The following is a 16,879-nucleotide window of genomic DNA, read 5'->3' as shown; positions in this document are numbered from 1 at the left end:
GCGAGAGCTAAAAGAAAGGGGGGATAAAAAATAAATTTGATTTTCTGGGGGCTAAAGCAGAATTATTAACTAAATATTTCGAAAGCTGTAACAGTTAGAACTAAAAAACCAAAACTCTAGCGTAGCGCTAGCAGAATCACTCACCAAAAAATTTCTAGTTGAGCTTATTGCTCCGTTAGACATCTACTCGAAAGAAGGTCACAACCTACAGCACAATATGACCTATTTTGCGCCATCAAGGGGCTTCCTCTGCCACCTGCCTAACCTTTGTCAAAGCACGTTGTATTAATTCTTTAACCGAATCCTTAGAGATTCCCATTTGCTCCGCAATTGCTTGATAAGTCATTCCCTCAAAGCGATGATAGCGAAAAGCTGTACCAGCTCTTGGCGGCAATCCTAAAATAGCTTCCAGCACTCGGGTATAAGCCTGTATTCCCATCACCGTCCGTTCCGGACTAATCATGTAAGGGATGTCGACTTTGTGATCAATAGAGTCATGTAACCCTCCACACCTAGACTTTTGACGCCTACCATGACTAATCAAAAGATTTCTTGCCATGGCATAAATGTAAATTCTTGGGTTTTCGATTTGCCCTCCATACTTTTTGATACGAATATATAACTGAATAAAAACCTCCTGAACTAGATCATCAACATCAGATAGATTAACTCGGGAAGAAAAGTAACGTTTCAAATCCAATCCATACTCACCAACCCACTGCGTCACATCATCCTGATAAAAGTTTTCCATTTTTCTAGTGAACCATCTCGTGTGACCGACCGGTTTCCCTGAGCTTCTGGAGAATTTTGCAATACTTAGTACAACTTACAGAGGCTCTCTAGAGACAATGAACAAAACAAACCATCGATCAATTATTTTTTGGTCAAATTATTTTTGTAGTACAAAACCAGCCTTATTTTCAAAATCGAGTATCAACTAGCTAAACCAATATAAGTCTTTAGTTTTACTAAAGTTAACTTCCCCTAAAAACACAGAAAGTAGACAAAAAACATACGATAAACGACCACCTCCAGTGACTGGAAAAAAGTAACGCCTAAATTACAAGCATAGAGAGGTATTACTATGAACTTCAGCGCCTAAAGGCTAATCAAATCGTAGACTATTAACCTTCAAAAGGAGGGAAAATAAAAGAGGGGAAAATGGAACAAGTACTTGGATAATTGTAGATATGAAAAAGTTACATTACGAAATATAAAAATAGAATTACTTACTTCTTCCGTTTTTGTAGTAGTAAAGTAGATTTTTACACTTCCACAGAAACATTGAGAGCTTCATACTCTTTATCTTATTACAAAAAAAATTGCTATCTTTTGAATAAATCTTATGCGAACAGTTTTCAAGATGAATCATTTCTATATGCTAGAGTACTTTCCTGACTTTTTGTTCACGCCGGCATAGTCGCAACTGGGAAAGAAAATGACACTTTCGTTTATAGAGCCTGTCAAGCCACTATACAAAAAGTACAAGCGTTTTACCCGTGCTAAAGCCCTGAGAGGGCCCTAAGCAACCTTGTTTTGCACTCTCAGCCTTTGTTCAGCCCCTTCACTTTCAGTGAACGCAGACATCTCACCGTTCCAAATTCCTCGAAGCAGCAGCCTGGAGTTAAAGATCCTATCAGTACTAGGTCCTATTCACTTTACGTTAAGTTACCTAAGAGTTACGAAAGTACCCTCGACTAACGATATCCTTTAGTGCTTATGACAGATGCAGACTCAGCCTTTCAGGCCACTTCAGGTACAACTCAAGTGCCGATGGATTTTGGCAAATTGCAGGAAGTCATTTTAGTTGGACTATCTTACTCAAAAGGGTCAAAAATCATGCCAGCCGTATTCGGGACTTTACCCCCATCAGCGATAAAAACTGGAAATATTTAACTGGCAAGGCCTATGAGTATGCCACTTTTATTCATGACGTCATTTTGCCCCTCCTAGCAAGATCACATCGCCTATCTGACAGTGGACACACGTTTATAGGGCACTCTCTAGGCGGGCTATTTGGCATATATATGTTGCTTACCAGGCTAAGCAGCTTTGATAACTATATACTCAGCAGTCTATCGGTGTGGCACGATCGTGCAAGAATCTTTAATATGAAAGCTACTTTCAGCTCTAATCACCGAAAGGTGTTTATTGGAGTTGGTGCCATAGAAACTCCAGAAAAAAGCCAAATTCGCAACGACATGGTAAGGGGAGCGAGGCAGCCCTAAAGAAAATTAGTCATTGAAGAAGGCTAGAGATAAGCCCCCGACTGCTCATTATTCCAGAAGCAAATCATGGCACTTCATTTCCAACTACTGCCATTTAGGACTTGGCTTGCTATACAGAACGAGAATGTAAGAGCAATAATAATATGAACTACTAGATGACAGTTTTATCAATACAAAGGTCTTTTATATCAACGATATACAACCACTAAAATTTATAAAAATCTCATAGGCGTGATGAACAAACCAAAGATAAAAAGGCTATCCTTATTGTTATAGCTGGCATTTTTTCATTGACACTATAGCCTCACTTTACCAAAGCTATTATCTAGGGATGATGAATTTCAAATCGCCATACGATTCGCTCTCAGACACCCTACTTCAGGTAAAATATCTACATCAGAGGCGCCCCATGAATCTGAGCATAATGATTTTATATAACAACCCATAATACCTGAACACTTGCCACCCCAGGCGTAGAACCATTTTTTAGTTATTTTAGAGCAAGAGCTTAATTGCTAAATAGTGAATTTAAGGAAAGCTAGCTTTCATAGAGTTGCAATATTGCCTGTCATTGATTATAACCTTGCACGGACCCCATAAGCCCATTAGTACTGGGGTTTAAACATCCACCTACTATTTTTCGGACTTCTGTCTGACAGCCTAATTAAACCGAAATCCCTAGTGAGAGGTTAATAGCTTATATTACCGATATTCACGGGGTATCTATATCGAGAAAAGCCCCATGAGCTCTCGAATAAACTTTTTATCCACTTGAAAATAAGAGCCCAATCTAAAACAATAACATTCGCCTAAGTTCGACAATAAGGAAGTATCGAAACAATGAAAAATAATGCCAAAAAAGCACATCTTTTCGCTCCGCTAATAATAATGCTATCACTGAGCCCTGTCAGCGGATCAGCAAAGTCCATTAACAATGAAAAACCGCACACCTTTACTACATGGAGCAAACAAACTGCAGAGGGCTATCAAGGCTTTATTGAGGTACCAGAAGATCGCACTAAGAAAGATAGCCGTAATATCACCCTCCAATATGTAAGGTTTCCTGCAACAGGAAAGAAAGTGGGCCCACCAATAATCTACCTAGCAGGCGGCCCTGGTGGCTCAGGAATTACGGCCGTTAACTATCGCTTTGATATGTTTATGGCGTTGCGACAATTTGGTGATGTTATCGCATTAGATCAACGTGGTAGCGGCCGTTCCAATGACCTTCCCAATTGTGAATCCAAGCAAATTGTACCTTCCCTTGAACCAATCACCGATACCCAGTATATCAACTACCACCGCAAAGCCCTAAAAGAGTGCTTACATTTTTGGGAACTTAGTGGTGTAAACCTAAATGCCTATAATACTCTCGAAAATGCCCGAGATCTTGATGCCATACGGAGCCATTTGGGTGCAGAGAAAATAGTATTGTGGGGAACATCTTATGGAAGCCATCTCTCTTTGGCAGCGGTAAAGGAGATCGAAGGTTCTATTGGTAAGCTAATTTTATCCAGTGCAGAGGGTTTGGACCAAACCATCAAGCTGCCCGCCCGAACAGATTACTATCTAAACCGTCTACAACAGGCAGTCAATCAGCAACCCGCAGCAAAAAAAGCCTATCCAGATATTAAAGCACTTATAAGCCGAGTCCATAAAAAACTTGAGTCACAACCATTGAAAATTAAAATCCCTCAACGGGATGGCAGGGAAGTCGAATCCCTCCTACAGCGTAGGGATATGCAACAACTAGCCTCGGCATTCATTGCGGACCCTAAAAGTGTCAGCCATCTACTCAGGTTTTATCGCGATTTGGACCAAGGAGCTACATTAAGTTTCGACAAGGTGCCCAGACGTTACTTCCCCGATGAATTTCTGCAACCAGGCATACCCATATCCCTGCGCCCGATGCCTACGGCGATGGATATAGCCTCTGGAATTGATATGAAGCGTAAAGCACAGGTTGTAGAACAGGCACAAAAATCTCTACTGAAAGACTACCTAAATTTCTCTCTGCACTACGATAATTTAGCGCCAGAGTTGGATCTTGGGGATAAATTTCGGGAAAAGCCAGTCAGCAATATTCCGGTATTACTATTTAGCGGGACCTTGGACGGAAGAACTTACCTGGAAGGTCAATATGAAGCCATTTCAGGGTTCAAAAACGCCACTAAAATAACAGTCGAAAATGCAGGGCATAATTTATTAATGGCTTCCCCTGAAGTCCAGGATGCGATAAACCTATTCATGGAAGGGCAGCCTATCCCGAATACCCATATCGTAGCCAAACTACCCAACTTAGCTCCATAACCAGTATCCGCCGATCGATAGCTGCGCTGTTAGGGTAAAAGACTCTTCCGCAGCTTTCTCCCTTTTTCGCATCCAACAAACCCTCACATTACCCTTGTCCTAGAAGCAACTGGAGGCTGGGGGATGACCAATATCACCGACGAAGTCCATCGTGGTGCCATCTGTGACCTCAGGGCGTTGCAGCAACCTGGTCTCGACACCTTTAAACGTTACATTCGCGGCAGCTTACCCGGGCCCCCTTTTTGGCGACTAACGGGTATGACTCCCACCGAGGCCGGCCTTGGTAAGGCCACCTATTCTATGCCTATTACGCCGTGGCTAGCTGATGGGACCGGGATCTATTGGGGGGGGATCTATGCCATGTTTGCAGACGCCCCCTTGGCCTCCGCAATATGGACAACCTTGCCCGCTGGTAAAGTCTTGAGCACATCAGAATTAAATATGTGCTTTATTCGACCCATCACTAGCAGTACACAAAATATTGTTGGTAGAGCTACGACCGTTCATTCAGGCAACCAGGTGGGGCTCTCAAGTATTCAGATTAACGATCAGGAGGGGAGAACCCTCGCTTTCGGTAGCACTCGCTGCCTTATTGCCGACTTTCCAGTCAACCCAGATCAGGAGCTTCCAATTCCCGACCTAGGACCAACAGATACACCTGACCCTTATCTTCGCCCTCCTCCAAAAACGTTCTTTTGCGACATGGCACACTTACCGGAGCAAGTCCCTATCGAATTGCAGAGAACCACGATTAGTGAGGGGCGAACTCACCCTATCTGGATGCTCACAGGTTACCGCGCTATAGAGGTTGAAAATGGTCGCTGTATCTCGACTATGCCCTCCTCTCCCTGGTTCTCCAATGGGACCCTTTCTATATATGGTGGACTTTTGGCATGGGCCGCAGATTTCACCATGGGAGGCGCGGTCTACTCCACACTGCCTGCAGGATCTATATTCGCTACTCTGGACATGCATATCCGCTTTGCTCGCCCAGCCAAGCTCAACAGTGGCGACTTGATTCTGGAGGCACAGGTACTCCACCGCGGCCGGCAGCTGAGGGTATCCTCTTGTAACATTGATACTCCCAGTGGCAAGCGGGTGGCTATTGCTACTGGCTCAGCCCTGGTAATTCCAGGGGGTGCTCAAATGCTGAGTGACGGCAAGGAACCCGATGAAATCATCGCAACTGCTACCTCCGGTAAGCCTTGGACACCATAAAAATCTTTAGCGGTAGTTGGACCGTCTTCAGGTAAAATACCCTCACAAACTATCAACCCATATGGTTGGTGAAAATTTGATCAGGCATACCTGTAAAGGCTGCCGAAACTTTAGACTTTCACGGGGAAGAGACTATGGCCTCATTGCAAGACCAACTACTCCAAGCAGGACTTGTCGATAAAAAGAAAGCCAAACAAATCAGCAAAGATAAACGGAAGCAACAGAAAGTTGCGAAGAAGTCTTCACAACCCCAGATTGATGAAACAAAGCTAGCAGCACAAAAGGCTCAAGCAGAGAAAGCCGCTCGTGATCGCGCCCTCAATGCTGAGCGCGATGCGGCTGCACAGCAGAAAGCTATTGCCGCGCAAATCAAGCAATTGGTGGAAAAAAATCGCCAACCTTATTCTGGTGAAATTACTTATAACTTCACTTTCGACAAAAAAATCAAAACCATCTATGTCAGCGAAGAATTAAGGGATCACTTAATTGCGGGGCGCCTGATGATTGTTGTCCAGGGAGAACAATTTGAGTTGGTTCCACGGGTTATTGCCGAGAAAATTGCGGAGCGCAATAGCGATATCGTAATCAGGCCTGCTGAAAGTTCAGCAGTGGTAGATGAAGATGATCCCTATGCAGACTTTCAGATCCCCGATGATCTTATGTGGTAAGCAGTCAAATGGAAAAAGCTGTTACTCAGGCGGTAGAACAATGGCTTACTGATGTGGTTGTCGGTCTCAACCTCTGCCCTTTCGCACGCAAACCTCTGCGTGCAGGGCAAATTCGACTCAAGGTGAGTCCTGCCACAGGAGACGAGGCGCTACTCAGTGATCTATTGTCGGAATTACGTCGGCTCGATACCACTTCGGAATCTGAATTGCTTACCACCTTATTGATTATCCCTAATCACCTAGGGAAATTCAGCGACTACAACCAGTTCCTGGATTTAGCAGAGTGGTTACTGGAACGCAACGACTATGTAGGCACCTATCAATTAGCCAGCTTCCACCCAGATTATCAATTTGCTGGCACTGCAGCCGCCGATGCGGAAAACCTAACTAATCGCGCACCCTATCCTATCTTACACCTGCTGAGAGAAGAAAACCTGGAAAAAATGATAGATCTATATCCAGATCCAGAGAGTATTCCAGAAAATAATATCCGTCGTATGGAATCATTAAGCCATGAGGAAAAACTAAAGTTATTTCCCTACTTATTTCTTCAGGGCAACAAGAAATAATGAAGCCTCTGGCAGAATTATTACGATTAAGGAAGCAGATCCGAGTTATCGGTTTTGATGACGCCCCTTTTGAAAAACGAAGGGGCGCGCCGGTAAAAGTAAGCGGTATTGTCTGCACCAAAACTCGCTTTGAGGGAATGCTTTGGGGGCAGGTAAGCAAAGATGGGATGGAAGCTACAGAAACACTTGCCACACTGCTGAAAGAAAGTAAATTCTACAGCCAGGTAAATGTCGTATTGACCGATGGAGTAGCAGTGGGTGGTTTCAATATTATTGATCTACCCAAGCTGGCCGATATCTTACAGCGCCCTTGTATCGCCTTAATGCGAAAACCACCAGACATTCAAGCCATTGATAAAGCGCTGCAAAATTTTCCTGACTATCTACTGCGTAAAGAAACCCTGATGAAAGCTGGGAGTATCCATAACTACAATAACTTCCATTTTCAAGTGCAGGGATGTGAACCGGAGATTGCCGCCCAGGTGTTAGAGCAAACCACTGACACTGGGTATGTCCCTGAAGCTCTACGTTTAGCCCATATGATTGGCGCGGCAGTAATGACCGGACAAAGTGGCAAACGCGCATAATTCCAATAGCATAACAGATCTACCATTTGTCGCGGGCAGCTATAGCTCTTCTTTTACCGCGAAAATTATTATATTGCCCACAAATCCTGATATACCCACCTTAAACCTTTTGCCAAGCCCACCGGGAAAGTGGAATAGTGGTCCGTACCGCTCACCACCTCTCCACTAAGCTTTAATCCACGATAATTACGCGACTGTAATTTAGCAAGAAATCTCTTATGCCCATCTATCATATCATTACGCATGTGGCTCTTTTGTATTGTCTCCAAAGCGCCAGTGGCAATATAGACGTTTACAGGCAGTGTGTTGTTATGGCTTGCATATTTATTCTCCAAATCAAAGATCATTTCATCCTTAAACCAAAGAGAAGGACTTGTCAGGATATAAGTGGAAAACAACTGTGGATTGGTAAGTAATACCCAAGCACCAAAAGATCCACCCAATGAATGACCTGAAAGAATCCTACGTGTGGGATCCCCCCTAAAGCTCCCCTCAATAAAGGGCATTACTTCTTTTTCAATAAACTGTAAGTACTTACTGGCTCCACCAGTTGTATAACGCTTCCACCCACTATCGACTACGGGCGTGAGATCTCGAACTCGACTATACTGCCCGTTTTCTCCGTGAGCGAATGAAATAGCAACTACGATGGCTTTATCCATATCCTTAAAGTGTGTAACACCCGAGGCAACCTTAAATGTATGAGGCCCATCATTAAGGTAAATTATCGGGTAGGTCTTATTTTTATTGTCATCGTTCGAGTAACCTGATGGTAACTTCACGTACAAGTCGTATTTGCGTTTGAGAATATCAGAGTCAACTGTGTATATTTTAGATCCACTTAACTCAAAAGATTCAGAAACCTTGGTAATGAGGGGCTTTGCAATTAGTGAATTAGACAGCACCAGAATGGCTATCAGCAGAATAGCTCTAATCATATTTAACCTAGTTTAATTTTATACTCAATATTGCTTTAAGAAAAAATTCGCTACCAACAAAAATGTAAGTCAGTTAAACCCTGAATATAATAAGGTGAGAGAGAAATAAAAAAGATAAAAAAAAGCTTAATTATGAATCAAACTGATTTTGTTGAGCGTACTTTATCAATTCATCTTGAATCTTTTGAACCTGTTGAGAAAATTGATTTAAAGAATCTCCTACCAGCCCCTTACTAATAGGGAGGTCAAGCCTTAATGGATCAACAGCCGTACCATTTTTATGAATCTCATAGTGCAAGTGACGCCCCTGCACACGACCTGTAGCGCCAAGGTAACCGATTACCTGCCCTTGTTTTACTCTTCCCCCTTTACTAATTCCTTTCGCGTACCCCTTAAGGTGCGCATAAATAGTCTTTATCCCGGAGCCATGGCGAATACGAATATAGTTGCCGAAACTACCAAAATAAGAAGCTCGCTCAATAATACCATCACCTGCAGCCAATATCGGCGTGCCCAAAGGGGCTCCAAAGTCCAAACCTTTATGTACTCGGGTATACCCTAGGACTGGGTGCTTGCGGCGCCCAAAATAAGATGACAACCTTGCATTCTCTAACGGAGTACGCATTAGAAACCCTCTAGAGCCTTGGCCATCAGGGTAAAAATAATCCACCCCCTGAGGTCCCTCAGTAGAAAACCGATATAAACTTATCTTTTCTCCACTAAGAATAAGCTCAGCAAATAAAATTCTATTTAGTTTTTCCTTTCCAGTTTGGCTATTGAACAAGGTATCATAGAAAACAGAGAATTGATCACCTGCTCGAATCTGCCGTTGAAAATCTACGGAATAACTAAATATTTCATTTAGTTTTGTGAGCACAGAATTAGATAGGCCAGACTCTTTTCCACTTTGGTATAAACTGCCCGAAATTTCACCTTTAACGTAGTATTTCCTGGCATCGACAGGAGATTCAAATTGACTAGTTCTATAATTGTCTCCATGTCTAACCAACTCCAAACTCTCTGCAAAGCCAACAACCAAGGTAAGCTTATTAAGCTTTCCAGTGGTATCTATTGTTAAGTTAAATTCCTTACCAACTGGTAGGATACTGACATTGACATGTTCCGACAAAGCCTGAATTATTTTATACGCTTCTGCACGATCGACTCCACTATCCACCAATAGTGATAAAACCCCTTGGTTTTTAGCTAGTTGAACTTTTTTTGTGCGCTCTAGATATTCTTCCTCAACTCTATATGGAGGGGCCACCTCCCTACGCTGCATCCCTTCATCTTGATGTACCAAGGATAGATCATTGAGTAGGGGCAATGTAAAAGATAAATCATATTGTACCGATTTAACATTGGAATGGTTTTCCAATAACGGCCCTGCTATCGCCAGTGATTGAATCGATAAAAGAACCAGCAACAAAGCCATCCTCCAGATATCGATCAGAAAGAAAATAGTTAATCGCCTCACAGGTAACCCTACTTTTCTTAAGTAATAAATCACACTCCCCCCTTACTTCGCAAGCAAAGTGTCTGGGTTGATTCGCTTGCCTTCTTTGATAAGTTCAAAGTGAAGATGTGGTCCTGTTACACGCCCTGATATACCCACAGTTCCTATCGCTTGGCCGGCACGTACTGACTGCCCTGCCTCAACCTCCCGCTGATTTAAATGGGAGTACAGAGTTTTCGTATTATTACCATGGTCAATAATTATGATTTTCCCATAATTTTTATGCTTATAATCATCAGTAGAGACTATTACAACACCACTTTCAGCTGATACCACCGGAGTACCAATCGGTGCCGCAAAGTCAGTACCTTCATGGGGTTTTTTGCGAATTTTACTGAAATCACCAAAAGGGCTACTAATACGGGCACTCTCAACCGGGACTGTCAATTTGGTAATCTCCACTGAAGCCATTGTTAATCCCGGTTTTAACAGTAGCCCTCCGAGTATTAAAATGGTTGAAAAACTGCAGAACAGCATAGCGCGTAAATAGACACCTAATTCGCCATTATTAGACCCCGCCCTTGAGGCTTCCATAATATTCAAAAGTCTGCGTCGGAAAAAAGGAGCCTGACTCGTACCACCAGAGAAAGAGAAAGCTACAACCCAGTCACTTGTTCTTTGTGAAGAGTTCCGTCGAAGAGCGTCAATCATTGCTTGTGCATAAACACGGTGCAATTCTCGCTTACATGACTTTAGAACTTCGCGATCGCACCCCAACTCTATCGCCCAGCTGAATCGAGACTTCATCCAACCTAAGAAGGGATTGAACCATAGGATGCAAGTAAATATATGCACAATCAGAATCAACAAGGGGTCAAGCCTTTTCAAGTGCATAATTTCATGCTCAATGATTAGATGACGCTCCGTTTCATTCATTGATAAAATATAGGAGGGAAGCACCAATTTACGACTGAATAGCTGCATCACAAATGGTGTAATCGTTGAGTGTGTTATAAACACCTGAGTCTTACTTCCGATTAGAAAATCACTTTGAGATGAAGTAAAAAACTGGTCAAATTTAACAACAGAAAGCTTATTATTTGCTATTAAACGCAATTTCTTGCCATAGAAAAACTGACTCACTACCACTTTAGATAAGGTAAAAAACACCCCGGACAGATATATAAGCAACCAAAGAAAAGCCAGTAATTCAACAGAACTCAAAGAGGTCGATACATACTCATGCAGAACTATGTTAATTGGTGGTATAGAGGTAGCCTCATAAGCTGGCGGTAATTCAAAATTCAGATCCGGAGCAATACCCAACGTTAACTGGTCGCTCAATTGCGCAAGAAAAAATGGGGAACCGGCAGCAACCATTGCACACAACCAGAAACTTCGCCAATGGTATATCGCATTAAAGCTGTCTTTATTTCTAGCTGTTGCCAGCCAAATAACAATAAAAACCAACCCCGCCCACAATATTGAGAAGAAAGAAGTAGCTAGAAAATCCAGTGCAAATGGTAGAACTGTAGAGACTATCTCGGCCATAGCCTATTCACCATCCTTGCTGACCGGCTCAGAGTCAGGCCAGGAATCGAGTACTGCCTGAAGCTCCTCGATATCTTTATCACTCATTAACTTACTGCCGGCAAACATCGACACAGGAAAGGGACCATCAAGCTCTAATACTCTTTCAGCGAAATCTCTTGCATATGACGCCAAAGTTTCCACCTTCTCAATCGCAGGGCTATAAACATGGATTCCATGGATCTCAGATTGAGCCACAAACGACTTATCCCGCATCCGATCTAGTGTCTTTCGAGTAGAGGAGTATGACCAACCCAATTCAGGTCCCACCCGATCATGTAACTCTCTGGCACTCAGCGGTTCTCGCCTCCAAAGGGCTTTCAACAGCGCAAGTTCTGATGGGGACGGTTTTACCTTTTTCATTTTATCTTCCCGTGTGACAGTCAGGGCTAGTGTGCGACAAGTGTCGCATTCGGTCAACCACCCTGCAGGGAAACTTGTAAGGTTGTTTTTTATACAGCCAAGATCGTAAACAGTTCTTGCCGGCTGGCAAAAAGTTAAAAGCTATCGATAGACCAATCGATTTTGATCAGTTTAAGCACCAACCAATATAAGGTTTGAAAGCGCTTGCAACCAACTCAAAGCCTCAGGGCTTGCTGCACCAGCGCCAAGCAAAGCCCCAATCCAAAGATATAAGTGCCTACGGCACCCAAGAAGCGCATTGGGTTAGGCTTTGCCATAGTGGAGGGAAATAAGATGCCTGCAACAAAAAGAAATCGACAAGCGGTCAGCAGAATAACAAACCACCAAACCCAGGTAGAAGACTGCCCTAAGCTCACTAAGTAAATAAGTACCATCAAAAGGGGAGCATATTCTGCTGTATTTGCATGGGCCCTTACCCATTTGTGCAGGGTATTATCGGGGTCGAAAGAATGCCCAACTAAAACCTCATACTTACCGCGCCCAACAGTAACCAAGGCGCCGAGCAGAAGGGATAATGCCGCTAAGAGCCCAATACACAAATAGTAAACATTCATAGAAATCTCCATTTTCTATGTTATTTGTACAGGGAAGGCATTTTAAGCCTCGCCTCCCCGCCCTAGTTGTTCACACTATATAAGCATCATTTTCAGCTACATTTTAAAGAATCACAGCAGTATCTCTGGAGCCTGCCGCGAACAATGCAACCAGAGAAAACTGTGAAAAACCTTGATCAGTAGATAAATACTCTTTACACCAAAACCTAAGTTCATCCGACCATTTAACCAAAGCTTCCTGCCTCTTCGGCTCAGCATCATATTGGGAAGCCAGTCCAGCAAAGTGACAGTGCACAACTACTTTAGAGTCATTGCTCCGACTATCATCAACTACAGATACAGTCATAGAAGCAGATACAGACTCCCAACTAATCAGGAAGTACAGAGAAGTATCACTTACATTTTCATCAAGCTTGGAAATTGCGAGCTGTAATACCTCGGAAAGGTCCTGATAAATATCATTATTCGCCAAGGCAGTACTTTCCGATCGGTGTAACTCATGCTCCGTAGCAGTTTTATTTTCACCACCAAAGAGGCATGTCGACTTTTCTATCTGCCAAGCCAATCTCATAAACCCTCCAAATACATCAAGACTGAACAAAGAAATATTCTACGAGATTTATGAGTAGAGCACACTTCATCCCCTCCCAGCCTGCATACTCTTCTCCATATTCAAGCTCAAAGTAAGGCAATTCCCCTTGAAAATACACCAAGAGTTGACCTCAAATGACAACTCTACTACTTCGCGTTGGGGCGCTCTGATACACGCATGGTAATATCGGCATGAAATACTTCCTCTCCATTAGTATCAATAACGCTCACAGGCATAACAACATCGCCAGTCTCAATGGTTTTAAACCCTGGATACTCACAAACGGCTCGCAGATTAGTCTTCGCCATCTTTAAGTACTTGACTTCCATCCCTACTGGTATCCAGCGAAAGCGTCGATCCAAAGACACATCCAAACAAACACCGCCAGCTAATTCAGCGGCGTTACACATAGCGATAGCATGTACAGTACCGATATGATTTGTCACGCTCCAACGCTTATTCAGTAAAACCTCCACTTTACCCGGTGATAATTCCAGGAAACGTGGCTTGATTGAACGAAAATACGGTGCCTTAAGTGCCACTAATTTAGACACCAGCCAGCGGCCCAATGCCGAGCCGCCAAATCGCCCCCAAAGATTAAGTACTGGGCTTTTAGAAGATTGATAGTCCATCTTACCTCTCCATCCTATACATCGAACCGCCACTCTATATGGGCGGTCTTAAGCTATTTAGGCCACTATATATCAACTTCCGGTAGTCCAGGATAATCAGATCTATCAGTTTTATTGACATGGGCTATTCCAAGCGCAGAAATGCCCAAGAGGAGGTTTGGTTCATAAGCGAGTGCAACTAATAGGGCTAAAGCTAATAATTTGTATTCCCTAAAAGCATATCCATTAATAGGTAAAGTAAGTATATCTGCAAGCTGAGAGGCATACTAAATGGCAATCGCTACTGCGCACATTGAAAGATTGTTTTTGATGTCCAAAAAATTCTCTCAGGCAATCTTTTATAGAAAAGCTTAGACTGAGTAGCTAATTATATGTCAATTAATACTGAAGATTAGATATCGGAAATTGTCAGGCCAGAAATCTTAGATTAAATTCTAACTATACTTCTCGCTGCAGCACCTGCTTTTCCCATTTCTAAGACATCTAACTTTCAATATATCCACCATAATTAAGGGTACATTATAAATTTTTCAGAAATTTAATATTGCGAAGGGTATGATCGCGACTCCCACAACGCACCAACAATATTAGATTCCCAGAATATCTACACCACTAAAGGGCTTCCGTTCATGGGTCTAATTTTATTTAGCCGCAAATCTATCACTATTTTTTCGCCACACCTATATATATCGGGATATGATTTTATGCTATATCACTTACCAATTGCTACCGGCCTGGTCCTAATAGAGACCGAGAAGCTCGCAGTCTACCCGTGAAAATTGGAGCTTCTAGTTAACACAACAAATTAATTCCTATTCATGGGAGCGACTCAATCAACCCTAGCAAGGTTATATAATGGAGAGAATCAAGCTGTGTAAATTATCGAGTAAGAATAAAAAGCCAGCTAAAAGATTTTTTCCCAGATGTAAATCTAGTGGAGGCGTCCACAAAAGGAAAGACAAGCAAGAATTAGGTAAGAAGAACAAAAATCTCTAACAGAAAATGTTATTTATATTTGCATCCAAGGATAAAAATATCTTTTCTAAAAATGAGACAGCCCTACCGAATAGACTGTCCCATAAATTATCTCACGACAACTTTCGACGGTATTCCCTCGGCAACATACCCTTATTTCGGCGAAATGCCCTTCTAAGCTGCTCTTGAGACTTAAAACCACAGATAGTAGCTATACGCTCCTGAGTTAACGCTTGAGTTGCTAAAAGCTGGCAAACCTTTTCAATGCGAATTTTCTCAACGAATCGACCTGGAGTTACTCCCATATCCCGAGTAAAGCAGCGAGCAAAGTTTCTCGGGCTCATAGATGTCTTTTCCGCGAGACTATTAACGCATAAAGTTTTATCCAAATTACTATGAATCCATTGCACCAGCTCTAAAAAACGATCACTCTTTAACTGGCTCATAAGATAAGTGCTACTCTGTTTATGATCTCCATCTCTCTTGAGATATAAGACCATTAATTGAGCAACAGCTAAAGCAATACCCCGACCAAAATCATCCTCTACCATTGCCAAAGCCATATCAACCCCCGCACTAACACCTGCAGAAGTATATATATGATCATCTTTGACAAATACAGACTCTGAATCGACATCCACTTCTGGGAATCTCTTCAGCTGATCAATATATCTCCAATGGGTAGTGGCACGCCGACCATTTAGCAAACCTACTTTTGCGAGAATCAGAGCTCCATTGCCAATAGAGCCTATACGCTTAACTAAACCAGACTGAAGAGAAAGCCATCTACTCAAACATTCACTGATATTCAAATCATCAGCAGCATTAAGATTACCGCTCACAAGGAGAGTATGAATTCCTCTTGAATCAGTAAAACATCTATCTGAGCATATCCTTAAACCTGATGAGATTTCCTTGGTATCTCCATCTTCGGCTAAGAATTCAACCTCATACTGATCATCACAACTAAAGCCCCTATCCTTTAGCTGCTGATTTGCCAGCGAAAACACTTCTGCGGGCCCCATTACATCTAATGAGTGTGCCCCAGAGTAAAATACGATAGATACTTTCTTTTTACAGTTCATTTTAAATTGCAGAATAAGCGTAAAACTATATACCAAACTCAAAAATCACTGTGCGGATTACTAACTTATTAAAAGAAACTTCAGGAATACTATCTTGGGTAGCCCAACCACCTTAGAGGAAGGTGAAAAAACGCCATAGCGGAAGCTGAATAAAACCTAAATAAAATCCAGATTAACTGGAAACACTACTAATAAGTTAATTCTTCACTTGATCTGAGTAATATACCAGGTGGCTACTACCCAATAGTGAGAATTGATCACACGATGATTCTTACCCCAATTAGAGACTACAGGCAAACACACTATCCATCAGCCATACTCTCATCATCCATATACATAAAAATGCTATTTAATAAGGCACCTTCAGAACCAATATCACAAACTGTTAATCCTGTATAATTAAGCAATCCTGACCCTAAGGTACCAGCTTTTTCTATTCTGTAAAGTAATAACGATATTTTTTTTCGGAATATATAGTCGCATATGAAACAGCCCTGCATCCTGCCAAATAAACTTTGATTGCGGCCAATAATTACAACAAAGAAACACTACCCAGCCACATCAACAGAAGAGCCACTTCAAAGACCTAACGCCATTAAAGGAAAAAGATAATCATTCCTAATAAAAGGAGCTGTAAATATCTAAAGTCCGATTCATCTCAGCTAATATGAATTGATTCAAGGCAAGAAACAAAAGAAACTCACATTTATCGCCTAAAGCCTTCGCTCTATCGTATAACGACCTAAAAGCCCGCAAGAAGTGCACCGTCGTACCACTTACTTATTCGCTCATATGAGCATCAAAATATTGATGATCTCATAGAAATTTAAATAATTTATCGACTCAAATAACCTCAGGCTTAGTAAGCTCTCTAACATATTGTTACAGTCGGTTGGGTGCTGAGCCCCATAGCTGGGACTTTCGAGGGTTATTAAATATAGATAGGCTTCAGGCTACGCATGGTAATCTGCTACTTCCAGGGCGGATAAGCAATGACTACCGACAACCTTGGCAGGATAGCCAAGACTTCAGAAAGTGAGTTTTCATTATTTAT

Annotated in this window: 15 protein-coding genes; 6 read left to right on the top strand and 9 right to left on the bottom strand. The window is 42.3% G+C overall.

Annotated features, from left to right (window positions below):
- Positions 1-235: 235 nt before the first annotated feature.
- The gene (locus ACJJIQ_RS03890) at positions 236-751 is read right to left on the bottom strand and encodes an RNA polymerase sigma factor (RefSeq protein WP_444907717.1); all 516 of its coding nucleotides are present in this window, start codon (positions 749-751) and stop codon (positions 236-238) included.
- Positions 752-1,940: 1,189 nt separating this feature from the next.
- Here ACJJIQ_RS03890 and ACJJIQ_RS03885 point away from each other — a divergent pair.
- From ACJJIQ_RS03885 to ACJJIQ_RS03860, 6 genes are all read left to right on the top strand, one after another.
- Entirely contained in the window at positions 1,941-2,228 is a 288-nt protein-coding gene (locus ACJJIQ_RS03885; protein WP_445363760.1) for an alpha/beta hydrolase-fold protein, read from the top strand.
- 840 nt (positions 2,229-3,068) lie between these two features.
- Positions 3,069-4,538, top strand: coding sequence for an alpha/beta fold hydrolase (locus tag ACJJIQ_RS03880; RefSeq protein ID WP_445363759.1), 1,470 nt, complete (start codon positions 3,069-3,071; stop codon positions 4,536-4,538).
- Between the two features lie 123 nt (positions 4,539-4,661).
- Complete coding sequence (locus ACJJIQ_RS03875) at positions 4,662-5,756, top strand: PaaI family thioesterase (RefSeq protein ID WP_413662716.1); 1,095 nt, start codon at positions 4,662-4,664, stop codon at positions 5,754-5,756.
- A gap of 134 nt (positions 5,757-5,890) precedes the next feature.
- A complete protein-coding gene (locus tag ACJJIQ_RS03870) occupies positions 5,891-6,424 on the top strand; it encodes a DUF2058 domain-containing protein (RefSeq protein WP_413662717.1) in 534 nt (177 codons plus the stop codon).
- 8 nt (positions 6,425-6,432) lie between these two features.
- A complete protein-coding gene (locus ACJJIQ_RS03865; protein ID WP_413662718.1) occupies positions 6,433-6,993 on the top strand; it encodes a DUF1415 domain-containing protein in 561 nt (186 codons plus the stop codon).
- Positions 6,993-7,580 (top strand): endonuclease dU, encoded by a 588-nt coding sequence (locus ACJJIQ_RS03860; RefSeq protein WP_444893254.1) that lies wholly within the window; start codon positions 6,993-6,995, stop codon positions 7,578-7,580. Before ACJJIQ_RS03865 ends, ACJJIQ_RS03860 begins: the two co-directional genes overlap by 1 nt.
- Positions 7,581-7,648: 68 nt before the next feature.
- On the opposite strand, the gene ACJJIQ_RS03855 is transcribed toward ACJJIQ_RS03860, so the two are convergent.
- The 8 genes from ACJJIQ_RS03855 to ACJJIQ_RS03820 form a co-directional block, all read right to left on the bottom strand.
- Positions 7,649-8,518: an alpha/beta hydrolase gene (locus ACJJIQ_RS03855; protein ID WP_445363758.1), complete on the bottom strand. Its 870-nt coding sequence runs from the start codon at positions 8,516-8,518 to the stop codon at positions 7,649-7,651.
- 130 nt (positions 8,519-8,648) lie between these two features.
- The gene (locus ACJJIQ_RS03850; protein WP_445363757.1) at positions 8,649-10,028 is read right to left on the bottom strand and encodes a M23 family metallopeptidase; all 1,380 of its coding nucleotides are present in this window, start codon (positions 10,026-10,028) and stop codon (positions 8,649-8,651) included.
- A gap of 9 nt (positions 10,029-10,037) precedes the next feature.
- On the bottom strand, positions 10,038-11,525 hold the full coding sequence (locus tag ACJJIQ_RS03845) for a M56 family metallopeptidase (RefSeq protein WP_444941167.1): 1,488 nt from the start codon (positions 11,523-11,525) through the stop codon (positions 10,038-10,040).
- 3 nt (positions 11,526-11,528) lie between these two features.
- Positions 11,529-11,927 (bottom strand): BlaI/MecI/CopY family transcriptional regulator, encoded by a 399-nt coding sequence (locus ACJJIQ_RS03840; RefSeq protein ID WP_445363756.1) that lies wholly within the window; start codon positions 11,925-11,927, stop codon positions 11,529-11,531.
- A 215-nt stretch (positions 11,928-12,142) separates the two neighbouring features.
- Positions 12,143-12,541: an MAPEG family protein gene (locus tag ACJJIQ_RS03835; protein ID WP_444914306.1), complete on the bottom strand. Its 399-nt coding sequence runs from the start codon at positions 12,539-12,541 to the stop codon at positions 12,143-12,145.
- Between the two features lie 103 nt (positions 12,542-12,644).
- The gene (locus ACJJIQ_RS03830; RefSeq protein WP_444941165.1) at positions 12,645-13,112 is read right to left on the bottom strand and encodes a hypothetical protein; all 468 of its coding nucleotides are present in this window, start codon (positions 13,110-13,112) and stop codon (positions 12,645-12,647) included.
- Between the two features lie 167 nt (positions 13,113-13,279).
- Entirely contained in the window at positions 13,280-13,765 is a 486-nt protein-coding gene (locus tag ACJJIQ_RS03825; protein WP_444941164.1) for a hotdog fold domain-containing protein, read from the bottom strand.
- Positions 13,766-14,853: 1,088 nt separating this feature from the next.
- Positions 14,854-15,825, bottom strand: a complete 972-nt coding sequence (locus ACJJIQ_RS03820) for a GlxA family transcriptional regulator (protein WP_445363755.1) — start codon at positions 15,823-15,825, stop codon at positions 14,854-14,856.
- Between the last annotated feature and the right edge of the window lie 1,054 nt (positions 15,826-16,879).

This window comes from Microbulbifer maximicatervae (SeqCode) (genome assembly GCF_052468295.1).
Note: the sequence above shows the minus strand (reverse complement) of the source record. Positions and strands in the feature narration are given on the sequence as shown.

What these genes read in the sequence shown, in the direction of transcription:
- ACJJIQ_RS03890 (WP_444907717.1), bottom strand. Translation starts at nt 751, where the DNA reads ATGGAAAACTTTTATCAGGATGATGTGACGCAGTGGGTTGGTGAGTAT.
- ACJJIQ_RS03880 (WP_445363759.1), top strand. Translation starts at nt 3,069, where the DNA reads ATGAAAAATAATGCCAAAAAAGCACATCTTTTCGCTCCGCTAATAATA.
- ACJJIQ_RS03875 (WP_413662716.1), top strand. Translation starts at nt 4,662, where the DNA reads ATGACCAATATCACCGACGAAGTCCATCGTGGTGCCATCTGTGACCTC.
- ACJJIQ_RS03870 (WP_413662717.1), top strand. Translation starts at nt 5,891, where the DNA reads ATGGCCTCATTGCAAGACCAACTACTCCAAGCAGGACTTGTCGATAAA.
- ACJJIQ_RS03865 (WP_413662718.1), top strand. Translation starts at nt 6,433, where the DNA reads ATGGAAAAAGCTGTTACTCAGGCGGTAGAACAATGGCTTACTGATGTG.
- ACJJIQ_RS03860 (WP_444893254.1), top strand. Translation starts at nt 6,993, where the DNA reads ATGAAGCCTCTGGCAGAATTATTACGATTAAGGAAGCAGATCCGAGTT.
- ACJJIQ_RS03855 (WP_445363758.1), bottom strand. Translation starts at nt 8,518, where the DNA reads ATGATTAGAGCTATTCTGCTGATAGCCATTCTGGTGCTGTCTAATTCA.
- ACJJIQ_RS03845 (WP_444941167.1), bottom strand. Translation starts at nt 11,525, where the DNA reads ATGGCCGAGATAGTCTCTACAGTTCTACCATTTGCACTGGATTTTCTA.
- ACJJIQ_RS03840 (WP_445363756.1), bottom strand. Translation starts at nt 11,927, where the DNA reads ATGAAAAAGGTAAAACCGTCCCCATCAGAACTTGCGCTGTTGAAAGCC.
- ACJJIQ_RS03835 (WP_444914306.1), bottom strand. Translation starts at nt 12,541, where the DNA reads ATGAATGTTTACTATTTGTGTATTGGGCTCTTAGCGGCATTATCCCTT.
- ACJJIQ_RS03830 (WP_444941165.1), bottom strand. Translation starts at nt 13,112, where the DNA reads ATGAGATTGGCTTGGCAGATAGAAAAGTCGACATGCCTCTTTGGTGGT.
- ACJJIQ_RS03825 (WP_444941164.1), bottom strand. Translation starts at nt 13,765, where the DNA reads ATGGACTATCAATCTTCTAAAAGCCCAGTACTTAATCTTTGGGGGCGA.
- ACJJIQ_RS03820 (WP_445363755.1), bottom strand. Translation starts at nt 15,825, where the DNA reads ATGAACTGTAAAAAGAAAGTATCTATCGTATTTTACTCTGGGGCACAC.